The organism is Streptococcus suis (genome assembly GCF_019856455.1).
GTDB lineage: Bacteria > Bacillota > Bacilli > Lactobacillales > Streptococcaceae > Streptococcus > Streptococcus suis_AE.
This window is the reverse complement of record NZ_CP082205.1, coordinates 820,685-836,619: the sequence shown is the minus strand read 5'-3', so window position 1 is coordinate 836,619 and position 15,935 is coordinate 820,685. Positions and strand designations below refer to the sequence as shown.

14 protein-coding genes are annotated in these 15,935 nt (G+C 42.3%); 4 read left to right on the top strand and 10 right to left on the bottom strand.

Features of this window, described 5'->3' with window-relative positions; all coding sequences use genetic code 11:
• Positions 1 to 8 precede the first annotated feature (8 nt).
• The 3 genes from K6969_RS04160 to K6969_RS04150 form a co-directional block, all read right to left on the bottom strand.
• Complete coding sequence (locus K6969_RS04160; RefSeq protein ID WP_171942570.1) at positions 9 to 452, bottom strand: hypothetical protein; 444 nt, start codon at positions 450 to 452, stop codon at positions 9 to 11.
• Between the two features lies 1 nt (position 453).
• Positions 454 to 2,256, bottom strand: a complete 1,803-nt coding sequence (gene pepF / locus K6969_RS04155) for an oligoendopeptidase F (RefSeq protein WP_171942569.1) — start codon at positions 2,254 to 2,256, stop codon at positions 454 to 456.
• Positions 2,257 to 2,493: 237 nt separating this feature from the next.
• Positions 2,494 to 3,426, bottom strand: coding sequence for a competence protein CoiA (locus K6969_RS04150; RefSeq protein WP_171942568.1), 933 nt, complete (start codon positions 3,424 to 3,426; stop codon positions 2,494 to 2,496).
• Between the two features lie 61 nt (positions 3,427 to 3,487).
• Between K6969_RS04150 and K6969_RS04145 the strand changes: the two genes are divergently transcribed.
• A complete protein-coding gene (locus K6969_RS04145; RefSeq protein WP_171942567.1) occupies positions 3,488 to 4,054 on the top strand; it encodes a GNAT family N-acetyltransferase in 567 nt (188 codons plus the stop codon).
• Positions 4,055 to 4,082: 28 nt separating this feature from the next.
• On the opposite strand, the gene metG is transcribed toward K6969_RS04145, so the two are convergent.
• The 3 genes from metG to K6969_RS04130 form a co-directional block, all read right to left on the bottom strand.
• Complete coding sequence (metG, locus tag K6969_RS04140) at positions 4,083 to 6,086, bottom strand: methionine--tRNA ligase (RefSeq protein ID WP_171942566.1); 2,004 nt, start codon at positions 6,084 to 6,086, stop codon at positions 4,083 to 4,085.
• Between the two features lie 207 nt (positions 6,087 to 6,293).
• Positions 6,294 to 7,043 (bottom strand): hypothetical protein, encoded by a 750-nt coding sequence (locus K6969_RS04135; RefSeq protein WP_171942565.1) that lies wholly within the window; start codon positions 7,041 to 7,043, stop codon positions 6,294 to 6,296.
• Positions 7,044 to 7,124: 81 nt separating this feature from the next.
• A complete protein-coding gene (locus K6969_RS04130) occupies positions 7,125 to 7,736 on the bottom strand; it encodes a DUF3885 domain-containing protein (RefSeq protein WP_171942564.1) in 612 nt (203 codons plus the stop codon).
• 113 nt (positions 7,737 to 7,849) lie between these two features.
• Here K6969_RS04130 and K6969_RS04125 point away from each other — a divergent pair, with 113 nt between their 5' ends.
• Complete coding sequence (locus K6969_RS04125; protein WP_171942563.1) at positions 7,850 to 8,731, top strand: CPBP family intramembrane glutamic endopeptidase; 882 nt, start codon at positions 7,850 to 7,852, stop codon at positions 8,729 to 8,731.
• A 111-nt stretch (positions 8,732 to 8,842) separates the two neighbouring features.
• On the opposite strand, the gene K6969_RS04120 is transcribed toward K6969_RS04125, so the two are convergent.
• Both K6969_RS04120 and K6969_RS04115 read right to left on the bottom strand, forming a co-directional pair.
• Complete coding sequence (locus tag K6969_RS04120) at positions 8,843 to 9,547, bottom strand: DUF975 family protein (protein ID WP_253911788.1); 705 nt, start codon at positions 9,545 to 9,547, stop codon at positions 8,843 to 8,845.
• Entirely contained in the window at positions 9,525 to 9,725 is a 201-nt protein-coding gene (locus tag K6969_RS04115) for a hypothetical protein (RefSeq protein ID WP_253911787.1), read from the bottom strand. The genes K6969_RS04120 and K6969_RS04115 overlap by 23 nt, the downstream gene beginning before the upstream one ends.
• A gap of 366 nt (positions 9,726 to 10,091) precedes the next feature.
• Between K6969_RS04115 and K6969_RS04110 the strand changes: the two genes are divergently transcribed.
• On the top strand, positions 10,092 to 11,294 hold the full coding sequence (locus tag K6969_RS04110; RefSeq protein ID WP_321537495.1) for an IS110 family transposase: 1,203 nt from the start codon (positions 10,092 to 10,094) through the stop codon (positions 11,292 to 11,294).
• Positions 11,295 to 11,738: 444 nt separating this feature from the next.
• On the opposite strand, the gene K6969_RS04105 is transcribed toward K6969_RS04110, so the two are convergent.
• Entirely contained in the window at positions 11,739 to 13,127 is a 1,389-nt protein-coding gene (locus K6969_RS04105; RefSeq protein ID WP_171943170.1) for an amino acid permease, read from the bottom strand.
• Positions 13,128 to 13,286: 159 nt separating this feature from the next.
• The gene (locus K6969_RS04100) at positions 13,287 to 14,948 is read right to left on the bottom strand and encodes a hypothetical protein (RefSeq protein ID WP_171943169.1); all 1,662 of its coding nucleotides are present in this window, start codon (positions 14,946 to 14,948) and stop codon (positions 13,287 to 13,289) included.
• A gap of 155 nt (positions 14,949 to 15,103) precedes the next feature.
• On the opposite strand from K6969_RS04100, the gene K6969_RS04095 reads away from it, so the two are divergent.
• Positions 15,104 to 15,931: an exodeoxyribonuclease III gene (locus K6969_RS04095; protein ID WP_171943168.1), complete on the top strand. Its 828-nt coding sequence runs from the start codon at positions 15,104 to 15,106 to the stop codon at positions 15,929 to 15,931.
• Positions 15,932 to 15,935: the final 4 nt, after the last annotated feature.

Below are 15,935 nucleotides of genomic sequence, written 5' to 3'. Positions count from 1 at the left end.
TACCTCCATTATGAATTTGAAAAATCCCATCTTATATGCGGTGCTACTTGCTCTACAAAATGGTAAATATCATTAAAATCTGCACCATCAAGCTTATTCAAATTGACGACTGCAAGTAGCGCTCCCTTATTTCCTACGATTCGCAAACGTTTCGACTGATAGCCACGGTAGACAGGAGAAACCATGTATCGAATCTCCGCAATCTCTTCTAACGAATGGCGCTGGCGTTCACTCCAAAAGTGTTCTTGAAATTCTAGGTGCTGTTTCGTCAAGATAAAAACAGCCTTTTGTTTTCTCAATATATATAAATAAATCAGCCAAGGTTGTAAAAATATCAAATAGACGACACTTCCCATAGATGGCTCAGGTCTGGTCAAACCACCAAGACCGAGCAAGATTAAAACAAGGCTAATTACACCAGGAATGACAATCGAACGTTTATAGGAAATCATATTAGAGGTGCACACCTTTCTCAACTAGAGCTTCTAATTCTTCCAAACGAGCCTCAAATACCTTGAAGGCATCATTGAGGTAATCTTCCTTGGTCATGTCTACGCCAGCCTTAGCGATGACATTGAGGGAGTAATCTGAGCTACCAGCCTTTAAGTAGTTGAGATAGTTTTCTTTGTCTTCTGGGCTACCATTGACAATCTTGTTTGCTAGAGCTGATGCTGCCGCAAAACCTGTCGCATACTGATAGACATAGAAATTGTAATAGAAATGTGGAATACGAGCCCACTCAAACTGGATTTCTGGATTTTCTTCGGCAGAAAGTCCGTAGTATTTCTCGTTTGTCTGACCGTACAATTCATTGAGGAAATCAGCCGTCAAGACCTGACCTTCCTGGTCTGCCTTATAGATAGCTTGTTCAAACTCGGCAAATTGGGTCTGGCGGAAGACTGTACCGCGGAAACCATCTAGGTAATGGTTAAGAATCGCAAAGCGTTCCTTGTCATCTTCTACTTCTGCCAAGAGTTTTTCTGTTAGGAGATTTTCATTGGTTGTTGACGCAATTTCAGCCAAGAAAAGTGAATAATGGCCATAGACATAGGGTTGCGTCTTACGAGTCAACATGGAATGAAGAGAGTGGCCTGTTTCATGGATAAGAGTGTACATGTTGTCCAAATTGTCCTGCCAGTTGAGGAGCATGAAGGCGTTGGTATCATAGGCACCTCCTGAATATGCTCCTGAGCGTTTTCCTTCATTAACATGGACATCAATCCAGCGATTTTCAAAGGCTTCTTTTACGATAGCAGAGTAATCTTCACCAAAGATTTCCAAGGTTTCTTGACATTTTTTTAGTGCATCTTCGTATGAAATCTTGGTACTGAAATCTGACAATGGTGTGTACATATCGTACATCTTCAAATCATCAATACCCAAGAGTTTCTTACGCAAATTGATATAACGGTGCAAGAGCGGAAGGTGCTTGTTGACTGCCGTCACTAATGTATCGTAAACAGATTCTGGAATGAAATTAGCTGCAAGTGATGCGTGGCGGGCTGAATCGTACTTCCGCAAACGAGCTTTCAGGTTATTGACCTTGACGTTAGACTGAAGGGTCTTAGCGTAGGTATGCTGGAACTGCTCGTAGGTACCGTACATTGCTTCGTATGCTTCTTGACGGACATCACGGTTTTTAGACTCCATAAAGTGGATGTAGTTTCCGTGTGAAAGTGGTACCAAGTGACCGTCTTCATCTGCGATTTCTGGGAAACGCAGACTGGCATTGTCCAAGACTGAGAAGGTTTCAGCAGGTGATTCAAAAATCTCGCTAGTCGCTGCAAGGACTTCTTCTACCTCTTGTGACAGGACATGGTCCTTGGCCGCCAGAAGCTTTTCAAATTGGTGACTATACTGAACAAGAGCAGGCTCTTCTACCTTAAAGGCTTCCAACTGCTCTTCAGTGATAGCCATAAATTCAGGCTCATAGAAGGCAAAAGCCTGTGAAAAGGCAGCATACAAGCCCATGGCCTTAGCTTGAAATTCCTGATATTTGCCTTCGCGAGTATCTTGGTCGTTCTTCATAGACGCATAGACATAGAGGTTTTCAATGCGGCGCATGAGACCGAGTTGCGTTTCGCTAATTTCTAAGAGACTTTTAGCTGAGTCCAGCAAATGACCTGCAAATTCTTTTGTTTTTTCAGTTTCAGCTTGTAAATCAGCCAATTCTGCTTCCCAAGCCTCATCTGTTGGGAAAATTGTGGTCAAGTCCCACTGGTATTTTTCTTCAATTTCATAACGTTGTTTAGACATAATAAATCCTCCGTTCCTATTATTTTACCACAAAAAAGCCTCGCTTTCCATTGAAAAGTGAGGGCTTATTGGTTACTATTCAACTGGAAAATAGTTTTTGCCATTCACCATCGCAAGTCGCAACTAGGCTAATAAAATCTACAACCTTCACCAACAGTAGTATAGCCAAAATAAAATTTTGAGCATGTTTTCAAAAGTAATATATACACCTCCATCAGTTATAACTATTTACATAAGTTATCTATACATTATAGGTGGATACAAGATTTGTTTTCTCTTTTCTTTTGCTTTGTCGTAAAATAGATCAAATGCTTGGTAAATCGGTGTCAGGTCTTGTTTGATTTGGGCAAAGCCAATGGCAGAGCGGGGCAGACGATAGTGGGGATACCAGTCTAGTGCTGTCTTGGTTAGTAGATTTTCTCCACGTCCATAAGCCACTGCTTGTAGGGCGAGCCATTTGGGGGATTTGTAATAAAGCTGTTGAGCAATGTAGCGAGGCAAATCCTCATCCATTGGACAAGTCATACTAGATAGGGTTTGCTTGGAAAAAGGTAAACGTAATATATCCAGTAAGTTTCCCTGACCAAAGGGAAAGGTCTTGGTCAGACAATGCACCTTGCCTCGCAAGTCTTCATGAATGAGATAACGAAGTCTTAACTCATTCTTCTCATCATCCAACTCCCACAGATGAAAACCCATGTTCATACTAAAGGAGAGAAATTGCTTGTGCAAATTGGTCAGTCGTCCCTTGAGCCACAAATCCTTGCCAAGCAACCAAACAACCTGATAACCTGCAACATGATAGGCTATTGTTCTCGCCTGCAAACGAGTAATGGGGAGGCTAGAACATTGAACTTCCAAGGCCAGACTATTATTGACCAATAAATCAGCGACCTGGCCAATCTTTGGCAGGCATTTTTCAAGTTCAACCAGTTCGTTTTTAGCCAACCAGTTATAGAGACTGGACTTAAGTGACAGGTGCTGGGCGGACTCATTCTCGGAGAAGTAACTACAATCCCGCAGGGAAACATGGGCAAAGTGCGAACGCAGAACCTTTCCGGACTTGTATCGGACCAGGCCTCCACAAACTGGACAAGTAAAACTGCCTTGCGGCGCAGGATTTTCCAAGACATTAAAAACTTGTCCATCTTCATCAAGTGCAACTAACATAAAACCTCCTCTCTTTACTTAGTTCGCAAGTTGTGGTAAAATGATGAAAAGGAGATGGAAAATGACCAAAAAAATTGCCAAATGGGAAAAGGACGGCTTTGTCCTACAGTCCTTTCAAGCGGGCTTTGCGGAGAAATACTATGAGGACTGTTTTACCAAGCCTTCCGTTGAAATTAATCGCCTGACGGGGAGTTCGGGGACTTATATGAAAGAGGATGTTGTCAGCTACTACAACCGGATTGTCACTGACCCTGACCGGTTTGATTTTATAATGATTGCACCTGACGGGACATTTATCGGTGAGTCGGTTATCAATGAACTGGATTGGGAGAACAGCTATGCTAACTTCCGTATCGTTATCTTTGACGAGGACTATCTGGGACAAGGTCTGGACACTTGGGCAGTCGAGAAAACCAGAGACTTTGCTTTTGAGCAGGTTGGCTTACATCGCTTGGAACTGGAAGTTTTTTCCTTCAATCCGCGTGCGAAACGTGCCTATGAAAAAGCTGGCTTTCGTTTGGAAGGCATCAAGCGTGACAGCCAGAAGACAGCAGACAGTTATGCCGATACACTCATCATGGCAATCCTAGAAGAGGAATGGAAAGCACTCAAAAAACCAGCTGACTAGGCTGGTTTTTGTGTCTTTTTAAGTAATTTTACCCAATCTGACTGCCGTTTGGCACGGATGGATCGACTGTTAAGAGTGTTAAATTGTCACCATGTTCGGCTGATAGGATCATGCCCTGGCTGAGCAAGCCCATCATCTTACGCGGCTTGAGGTTGGCAACGATTTGAACTTTCTTGCCGACCAACTCTTGCTCATTCGGATAGTACTTGGCGATACCAGACAGGATTTGGCGGTCTTGTCCATCACCAGCGTCCAGACGGAACTTGAGCAGCTTGTCAGATCCCTCCACCTTGGCCACTTCCTTGACTTCGGCCACGCGGATTTCAACCGCATCAAAGTCCTCGAACTTGATCGCAGCTTTCTCGTTTTTGAGTTCCACGTCAGCTGGGTCCCATTCTTTTTCTTCCTCTTGGGAAATGGCAGAGCTACCACCCATTTGGGTTTGGATATAGGCGATTTCCTCTTCCATATCCAGACGTGGGAAGATAGGCGTGCCTTTTGCGACCACTGTCAAACCAGCTGGAAGACCTGCAAAGTCAAGGTTTTCAAGGTCAAATGCAGTACCCAAACCAAGCTGTTCCATAATAGCATTAGACGTCGTCATCATAAATGGTTGAATCAAATGAGCCACCACACGAAGACCTGCTGTCAGGTGAGCCATCACCGCTGCCAACTTGTCACGGTCAGCTTCTTCTTTAGCCAAGACCCAAGGTGCAGTTTCGTCGATGTACTTGTTGGTACGGGAAATGATATTCCAAACAGCTTCCAAAGCGCGTGGATAATCCACAGCTTCCATGTAGGTGTGGTAGCTTGCCAAGTTGTCAGCTACTACTGCCGCCAAGTCCGCATCAAAATCAGTCACATTGGCAACAAAGGTTGGGACCTGACCGCCGAAATACTTGTTAATCATAGCAACCGTTCGGTTGAGCAAGTTTCCAAGGTCGTTGGCTAGCTCGTAGTTGATACGACCAACATAATCTTCTGGTGTGAAGGTCCCGTCAGAGCCGACTGGCAGACTACGCATGAGGTAGTAACGCAGCGGATCCAAGCCGAAACGCTCGACCAACATTTCTGGATAGACCACATTGCCCTTAGACTTAGACATCTTGCCATCTTTCATGACAAACCAACCATGAGCAACCAAGCGGTCTGGCAACTTCATGTCCAACATCATGAGCATGATTGGCCAATAAATAGAGTGAAAACGAAGAATGTCCTTACCAACCATGTGGTAAACTGTTCCATTCCAGAACTTGTCGTAGTTGGCTGTTTCTTCCTGACCATAACCCAAGGCCGTCGCATAGTTGAGTAGGGCATCAATCCAAACATAGACAACGTGTTTAGGATTGGACGGTACAGGCACGCCCCAAGTAAATGAGGTACGGGATACTGCCAAATCTTCCAAGCCTGGCTCGATGAAGTTTTTCATAATTTCATTGAGGCGGCCGTCTGGCTGGATAAAGTCCGGGTGAGCATTGAAGAACTCGACCAACTTATCCTGATACTTGCTGAGGCGAAGGAAGTAGGATTCTTCTGAAACCCAGGCAACCTCGTGACCGCTGGGAGCGATACCGCCTGTTACCTTGCCGTTTTTATCTCGGAAGACCTCTTCTAATTGGCTCTCGGTGAAAAATTCCTCGTCTGATACGGAGTACCATCCAGAATACTCTCCCAAGTAAATGTCGTCCTGCGCCAGCAATTTTTCAAAAACAGCCGCCACTACTTCCTCGTGGTAATCGTCGGTCGTGCGGATGAACTTGTCGTAAGAGATGTCTAGCAAGTTCCAGAGCTCTTTAACGCCAACCGCCATGCCGTCAACATAGGCTTGAGGTGTCAAACCAGCCTCTTTTGCCTTCTCCTCAATCTTCTGCCCGTGCTCATCAAGCCCTGTCAGGTAGAAAACCTCGTGCCCCATGAGACGCTTGTAGCGAGCCAAGACATCGCAGGCAATAGTTGTGTAGGCCGAGCCAATATGGAGCTTGCCAGACGGATAATAAATCGGTGTGGTGATATAAAACGGTGTTTTTGTCATATTTTTTCCTTTCAAATTCAGGGCAAATGAAACCCTGTTATTGACAACATCCTATTTTATCATATTTTCAGCTAAATCACAAAGCGGTTCTAAATACAAGCCGAGTAGAAAGCTAATGTCTATCTTCTCTATAAAATTATAGTTCTGCTCTTGTCAATTGACGAAGAGCGAAAAACCGGAACCAGTTTGGAACTGTTTCCGGTGTTCTTATACAATATGGAGCTGTTCAAATACATTTTCCAAATCAGCTATCATTTCTCGATGAAAATCTAAATAATAGGTTTTCTGGTCAGAATCTGGTAATTTTTCAATATCAGCTAAGATTGCTTGATAACGATGGAGAATTTTCTTACCAGCTTCTTTATCTATCTCGTCAATTTTACCAATACCTGCTGCTATTTCATCCAAACTGTCATATTTTGCAAGTACATCCTCTGTCCACTGGCACTTGTCTTTGTTAAGTGTGACAATCTTTTCTGTCAGCCAGTCTTCATAACTTTCCTCTTCTGTCACTATTGACTGGCTCGCAGTAGACTTAGGCAATTGGGCAATTCTACTTGAACGAAGGTAATTCCGATAAAACCAAACGGCAAAAAGAATGGCTAAAATGATATTGACTGGAAAAACAAAGCTAAGGGTGAACAGTACGGTCAGCCACAAGATCAACTTGATATTTCTTGCCGCTTTCTCTGCATGTCTGTTCTTCTCCTCCCACTCGTCCAATATAGCCTGGGCTTGTGCAGCATAGGTTTCAACCAATTTTGCCAGTCGTACCTTTTTCTCTGGGTCATCTTCCAACTCCATAGCCAAATAGGCTTGATTCATGCGGGCCTTGGCTGCCTCATAGGTCTGGACAGTCGCCAAATATGCCGCATTGCTATTCATCTGATTCAGCAAGCGGTCCGTCTGACCTTTGATAAAAGACCGATCTCTTGATGTTAATTTACGGTAAGGCATTGATTTGCTCCCTAAAAATTAGTTGTGTGCCATAATATCCTAAGTACTATAGAAGACGGTCATCAGATATACATTTTCTTCCTACCCCCTCATCCTCCTCTCCATCTCCTCCATATCATAGTCAAAAAGGAGGTCATGGCAGTCTGTAAAGAGCTGACGACGTTTATCATCATCTAAAACAGCAATATCAACTCCCCGATCATCGTAGCAATGATAGATGATATTGTCCTGACTAGATAGGAAGAGAACGGAACTTGATAGATAGTTAAAACCTCCATGGTCGGCTTTGATAATCTCCTTCAACAGAGCTTTCAAGTCTTGGTCGGTAACTGGAAGGAGATAGCGCTCAAAGACTAGCACATCTCCCGTCAAATCCTCCACTTCTATCAACTCAGGCTCAGGGACCTTGTCGAAGTTAAATTTCGATGAAAAATGCCAGAGGTAGGTGTCTATATCCCTATCTTCCTGCCGAAGCAGTGAAAGAACCACATAGTCGTATGCTGAACTAGCCCGCTCCAAAAGCTCTACCGCACGCGCATAAGCTCGGTCCAGATAAACTTTCTTAGGAAGGGTTTCAGCCTCCTCTGCAGGACCAACTTCAAATTTCAAGGCGAGCGGGGTTGCATAGAAAAATGGACCTACCAATTGGTGTTCTCCAAATTGAAAATCTCTTAGCCAATCCATTAGTTTCATAGATATTCTCCTTTTATACTTTTGTATCATTATATCACGCTTATCAAAATTCTGTCTAGTTTTCCATAGGAAAATATGATAGACTGGTACTAAACACAAACTAGGAGAAAAATATGAAAACAGCATTCATTTCAGAGAAAGCCAAATCACGCTTTAATCTCAATTTTATCCTATCGCCTATCACAGCACTGGTCTTGATGGCAGTAGCTGAAACAGTTGGTTACTTTGCCTTTATGCCCTTATTTTTCATTTTCATAGATAATGCCTTTGTGACACTCAGTCTTGAATTATTGGCCTTTGCCTTCATCAGTCTTGCCATCATACTCTGGGCAAGATTTGTAGAAAAAAGTCCTTGGCTTGGGCTTGGAATACGAAAAAAAGGAGCTTTGAAAGACTTCTTACTTGGTTGGGGGATAGGTGCTGCTATGTTAACCACCTGTGTCTTGCTTATGTGGGGATTTGGGGCTATTCAAGTGACTAGTTTTCAATTCTCAGCGAATTTAGTAGGAGAATTTCTTATCCTTGTACTTGCTTGGTCCATTCAAGGCACAACAGAGGAATTATTGACTAGAGGCTGGATGTTTTCATCCCTAGCTGCCAAGCACAATATCCCTGTCGGTATCCTTGTTTCCTCCCTCTTTTTTACCTTTCTCCATCTTGGTAACGACGGGATTTCCCTCATTCCCCTTCTCGACCTAACACTCTTTGCCATTTTAGCCTGCTTAGTCATGTTAAAAACCGGTAATCTTTGGGTAATAGGTGGTCTACATGCTGCCTGGAATTGTTTCCAAGGAAATGTCTTTGCCTTTCCAGTGAGCGGAACACAGGCTGGCCAGGCCTTTATCGCAGTAGAAACCTCTGGTCCAGACTGGTTGTCAGGTGGTGCATTTGGTGTGGAAGGCTCAGTTATCAGCCTCCTTATCCAAGCTGGTATGATCACTTGGTTGGCATATGAACTCTATTTCACATCACCATCAACCGAACTTGAACTTTAGTAATAATGTATCGCAGTGATGATAAAAAATACAGACAGAATCTTGCTGATTGCTAAATCCAGCAGAAACTGTCTGTATTTTTATTTCAATGTAGCTGTATAAAATCTATGCTTATCCTAGTTCCGAAGACCAAACGGAATCTACCCTCGAAAGTAACAAAGGATTTTTGGCAATCAAATCCTCATAAAACAGGGCTTGGCAGGTCCAATAATAAGGATAAACATACAAGCCCAACAAACCAAAAGTCAGTAAAATACCGATGAACCAACCAATAAATGACAAGTCAAGCATGAATCGACGCCACTTATTACCTTTCATCAATTGCCAACTCTGTTTGAATAATTTAAACGGAGAAGAATAAATATTATTTTCCAAATGATCATAAAGAAGAAATTGAACCTGACTGAGACCATAATCTACTAATAGACCACAAACCAAGCCAATCACGACTAAGATTACTCCTATTTGAAAATAGGAGGAGCTAAAAAATCCTGAGAAATCAGGCTGATAGCCAACCGGAGCCCCAACAATGAAAACTGTACTGAAAAATGAAATACTAAGTAAAGCCATCCCAATGACAGCTGGGAAACCAGCTATATAAATAACGAGCATTTTCAAAAAGGTCGTGACCAGAATAGGTAAAAAATTCTTCCCATCCAGTAGACTAAAACACTCTGAAAAGCTGACCTTGTCTCGCTGCTTTCTTACGACTCTTATGAGTTGAAAACACGCCGTCACAATCAAACATTGTGCAATAAAATCAAATATGATTGACGGGCCAACAGAAATAAAATTAATGAGTCCAAGTAACACCATCTTTCACAATAGTTGTGCCCCAGGAGAAAGTACCAGTTTGCCCCCAGATTTGTTTCAAGCCAAATTCTGCCACTCCTGACAGAAAAGAAATCAAAACAGGTGCCAAAAACAAGGTTATCATCCCATCTGTTTGTTCACGAATAACCGTTGCTTTAGCTCGAATATCGCTATTAGACATTGCGTTTCCCCTTTCATATATCTATATCATTATATATATTATACTATTTTATTTTTAAGTTTTCCATTATTTCTATAAAAAAATTGTACAAAAAAGGGAGTGGGAAAGAACTCGACTAGTTAAAACATACTAAGATTAGTAGTGAGGAAATCTCCGACGGGAGAGAGTAGTCACTACTTTTTCTTTATGTTAAAGTAGAGGTGTCTTGTTAAGTCGAGAACTCTTTTGACGCTAGACGTCGCATCAAAAACTGGCAAGACACCTGTTTTAGAAAGAATGTTATCAAAGTATGTGGGACGCCAGACGTCGAGTATTGAAAATGACATCACTAAAACAAGGAATCATTCAAGACAAAGAGGTAATATCATGCGTGCAGTTTTTGGGATTGATGTGAGTAAGGCAGGTTCAGAAGTGGCCATTCTAGTCAATGGTGAGAAAGTTCATGGCTATACCATGTCCAATGACGCCTTAGGCTTTGCTCGGCTACTTGGCGATTTGAGAACCGTCCATAAACCAGAAATCATCTTTGAAGCAACAGGTGTCTATTCTCGCCGTCTCCAAACTTTTCTAGAAGATAATGGCTATGCTTATACAAGGCTTAATCCCTTAGAAGCTAAGAAGCAACTGGATAGCTTGCGTGTGAGGAAAACAGATCAAATTGACGCTGAAAAACTGGCTCAATCTCAATTTGTGCTGAATCGTAAACCCACTTATGTCCAAGAAGAAGTCTATCAAGAACTGCGAGATTTAAGTCGCTTCTATCAGAACTTAACTGAGGACATCGTTCGAGCTAAAAACCGTCTGCACAAGGTCTTGCAAGTCACGTTTCCAGAGATAGAGACTGTCTTATCAAAGCCAACTGGGGAACAATACTGGAACTTAGTTACTGCGTTTCCTTACAAGGACTTCGTGCTTGATTTAAGCAAGGACGAACTCTTAGAGAGCATTCGTCAGTCCACCTCAAAACGGATTTCTGACAAGCGTGTGGCGTATTTAGCTGAGAAGCTGATAGCACTAGCTAATCAATCTTATTGTGCCGTCAAGAAAACCTCTCCAATGCTGGAAGAGGTTCGTTACTATGGAAAAGAATTGCTTCGGCTTTCTGAACAGAGACAAACTGTCCTAGACCAAATGGTGGAACTAGCTCAGCCATTACCTGAATATGACATTCTGCTCTCTATTCCTGGAATAGCTGAGACTACTGCAACAAGTATTATTGGTGAACTGGGAGATATTCGCCGTTTTCAGTCTGCCAACCAAATCAATGCCTTTATCGGTATTGATCTGAGACACTATGAATCTGGCAACTTCCTCGCTAAGGAACACATTACCAAGCGTGGCAATCCCTACGCTAGAAAGATTCTGTTCAAATGTATTCACAATATCGCTTCAGCCAGTCACACCAAGCCTTGCCATATCGCCGACTTTTATGAGAAACGAAAAAGACAATCGCAAACGACTTCTACGAAGCCACACACGATTGCCTCCATACATCGTCTCATTCGGACAATGTATTACCTCATAACGCATAACAAACTTTACGATTACACTTTAACCCAAAATCAGTAAAATTGTTTATGCTATATTATTGTAACACCTTATCAAAAATTTTCAACATAAGGTGTTAATTTCGTGTACCCTTTTTTACACGTAACTTTAGTCCAAAAGAAAACAATTTCTTTATTTTGACTATTGAACTCGATATATTTTTCATCAAATACCTTGATAGGCTTGACAAATGGTAGAAAAAGAGTTCGTCAACAAGTCTTTATTTCTAGTTGTTGAGCTGAAACAGTCTATCCCCAGACTGTTTCACTCCCACCCCCGCACAGCTCAAACTGTCTGGGAGACAGTTTGAGGTTGGAGATAAGGCGAACTCTGTTCGCATCAGTCGTAGAGGTTAGATTTGGAGTGTAAAACACGAACAAATCTGCCAATCAACCACTGCGCTGAGATGTTGACACGAACTCTGAAAAGTGGTGCTAGGCTTTTTGCCCAGCCTTAATCTATTTATTATTTCACTTCCGAATGACGATAGCCATAACAGAAGTAAATCAAAATTCCAATAACCAAGGATACTCCGAATGCTAACCAAGTATCTAAACTATACTGGAACATAAATGAAAGACAAATGATAATCGAGAGGATAGGTAACAAGGGAACAAGAGGCGTTTTGAATTGTCCTGCTTTTGGCAAGCCCTCAACCTGACGCAGACGAATAATACCCAACGCCAGCATGATCAAATAAGCTAAGGTACAGATATTGAGGAAAGAAGCAATACTTGCTAGTGGGAAAATACCTGCACAAATGGCTGCAAAAATCCCCACAAGAATGGTCGCATTTTTAGGAACCTTGCTTGTTTGTGTCAATCGGCTCAATGATTTCGGTAGCAAACCATCACGACTGATGGAATAGACCATTCTCGACAAGGCGTAGGTCATGGAAATACATACTGTAATCAATGTTAGGATTGCAACAATAGAAATATAACTCGCTGCCCAATCCAATCCAACTTCTCGAAGTGCAAAGGCAACCGCATCTGCCACATTCAACTTAGTATAGTGAACCATACCAGTCAATACTAATGTCACTACAATATAAAGAATTGTTACAATGGATAGAGACAACACGATTCCCTTTGGTACATTCTTCTCAGGTTTTTTCACCTCATCAATCGCTAATGAAATAGACTCAAATCCCAGGAAGGCAAAGAACATGAGAGACGCTCCCGCCATAATTCCCGCCTGTCCACCATAAATGGCACCAAAACCAAAAGGAGAGAAGTTCGACCAGTTTTCTGGTTTGATAAAGAATAACCCTACTAAAATAAATAAAGCCAACGCTGAAAATTTCAAAACTACCAAGGCTGAATTGAAACGAAGAGCTGCCTTAGAATTAAGCAAGACCACTCCTACCACAAAAATCAAGACGAGAACTGGTAAGAGGTCTACATAGGTGCCTGCAGCGGGGTTAAAAGTTCCATTCAGAGCTGTCGGCGTAGCGATACCAAAATTAGCCAGCAGTCCTTTTAGATAGGCTCCCCAGCCAGAAGCCACACTGGACACCGCTGTTAAAAATTCCATAATCGTCAGCCAGCCAGCAATCCAGGCAGGAAATTCACCAAAAACCGAGTAGAGATAACCATAGGCACCACCGTTAGTCGGTATACGAGAGGCAAATTCTGCGTAAAACAAGGCTGTTAGTCCGACTGAAATTGCTGCAATAACAATTGAGATGATCAGAGCTGGCCCTGCATACTGGGCTGCTGCCAAACCAGTTACCGTAAAGATACCTGTTCCAACCATCGAACCGATACCTAAAAATATCAAATCAACTAAGCCTAAATGCCGACGCATTTGACTATGGCGACCGACTGCTTGTTTTTTTCTAAATAAACTCACAAAATTCTCCTTCAGAATAAGAATATGGATACTCGACAGAACAATCTACGGATTCCTGTCAAAGAACCACAACGCCCCATTATACCATAAGTTGAAATATCTCGCATGGGTGATGACAAGCAAAAGAGCAAGGCTTTTCTACCTCACTCTTTCTTCTTATTATTCTGGATTAACCTTAAAGTTTTTAAGATAATTTTTCTTATCTAACTGACCGCTAAAGTGATCTCCTACTTTGATAAACGGTAAACGATCTGTACTATCTTCCGTTGCTTTGACTTTATAAATCTTGCCCTCAGACTCAATATAGTAGATTGTCGCACCGCCAATTATTTGACTCGCTAAAGCTTCTACTTTTCCACTGATAACCTCAGTCTGTTCACCAACTTCTTCATTTTCAGTCACCGTCAATCCTGAAAGGCTAGAAGCATCCGTTCCTGTGACTTGAGAAATAAGGGACGCCACGTCATTGTTGACTGTCACTTGCTGGTAATCTTCCGCATCGACCAATGCATAGGATTTGACCAGGCCAGCGTCGTCTTTGAGAGAAACCAGATAGTAGGCTGTATCTGCCAACTTAACTAGGCTTGGAGCAGTGGCTTTATAGCCTTTTTCCTGCACTTCACCTTCTGCGGACTCTTGCGCTGCTGTTTCAGTCGCTGAAGCCAATTTGTAGTTGGTAATTTCACGAGTTCTCATATTGACAAGAATAAATCCAAGGTTGGATGAATCAGCAGTTGCTGAGGTGATACCTGTGTAGAGATAAATATCTGAGCCGATAGAAATATAATTATAGCTGTCTGTTGTATTTTTCACACCAGTTTGACTGAAAATGGTATTCCAGAAACCATTTTGATAAGTATAGTGGTCATCTACACGGCTGATAACATTGTTTGCCGAATAAACACGGTCTACCCACTCTGGAATATCTTCCAGACTATACTTCTTACTTTCGCCTGTTACTGCATCCAATACAATAGCACCAATCGGATCATTTGATGAAAGTCCAAATTTTGGCTCGTAAATCGTTGCAATATAATATGGATTTCCTTGGTCATCCACTTCGAAGGATGGTTTCCCAAAAATAGTTGTCGGGTATTGCAGGCGAAGATGACGTAAGGTATCATTCAGCAAAAATTCAGAATCTGAATAGTGCATGGCTTTGCTCAACTTGGCAAGTTCTGCCTTCCCTGTTGTCTGATTAACCTTCACGTAGTAACCAATCCCATCTTGATGGTTGCTCAGCCATTTCCAAAAATTCTTATATTCCAAAGGCGATACACGGAACGGTTGCTGACCGATAGTAATCTGGCGATAATCGTCCGAAATGCCAAACTGGGAAACCTTGTCAATGGTGCCAAGATAGGTGTCACCGATTTTTTCGGCTGAGGCGCGATCTAGGAGGGCCAATTTGGATATGTCTGTTTCGGGAAAATCTGCTTTAAAATCCGCATCCTTAACGCTTATGACAGCAGCGTAATCCTTAGCACGAAATACACGTGAGTTAATAAGCCCCAGCCCCAACAAACCCAGGACAACCAATACCCAAATTCGTCCCAACCATTTTAAGTAAGCTGGTAGTTGCGAGGTTTTAATCTGATAGGTATCTACTTGTCTCTGGCGACCGGAAATCTTAGTCACCTTTTGAAAAGCACCTTTGGAGCTGAACATGGAAAGTATGAGCCAAACCAATCCGACAGATTGAAGGAAAAATATCCAGAAGTCCACACTCAAAATATTTAAAGCAGGCAACTGGTACCAGTAGTAGATTAGCATTTCCAAAACTAGGGCTAACCAGGCAAAAACAAATAATTTTCTTTTCATAATAACCTCCTTGACACAGATTTATTAGTTCTATTGTATCACAATTTTAATGTTATAATACAAAAATTATAAAATTTTTTTCAAGTTTCCATATTCGCCTGCAAGTTTGATTTTTGGTATAATGTAAAACAGTAACAGACTAGAAAAGGAAAATTATGAAACTCATTTCTTGGAACATTGATTCCCTCAATGCTGCTCTGACAGCTGAATCCCCACGCGCCCTCCTATCCCGTGCCGTCATTGACACGCTAGTTGCTGAAGATGCCGATATTATCGCCATTCAAGAAACCAAACTCTCTGACAAGGGACCGACAAAAAAACACTTGGAAATCCTTGAAAGCTACTTCCCAGGTTACGCAAATACCTGGCGTTCATCTGTAGAACCAGCTCGCAAAGGCTATGCTGGTACACTCTTCCTCTACAAAAACCATCTAACTCCAACCATTACCTTCCCTGAGATTGGTGCTCCAACAACCATGGATTCTGAAGGGCGTATCATCACGCTAGAATTTGATGACTTCTATGTCACACAAGTTTATACGCCAAATGCTGGTGATGGCTTGAAACGGCTTGCTGACCGTCAAATCTGGGACGTTCAGTATGCTGACTACTTAGCAAAACTTGATAGCCAAAAGCCTGTCTTAGCCACAGGTGACTACAACGTTGCTCACAAGGAAATTGACCTTGCTAATCCCGCAAGTAACCGTCAATCTCCAGGATTTACAGATGAAGAACGTCAAGGTTTTACAAATCTTCTAGCAAAAGGTTTTACAGATACCTTCCGCCACTTACACGGGGATGTCCTCAACGCTTATACTTGGTGGGCACAACGCAGCCGTACCAGCAAAATCAACAACACAGGCTGGAGAATTGATTACTGGCTTGTCAGCGACCGTATCGCTGATAAGGTAACCAAGTCAGATATGATTGATTCTGGTGCCCGCCAAGACCATACACCGATTGTCATGGAAATTGAGCTATAAATAA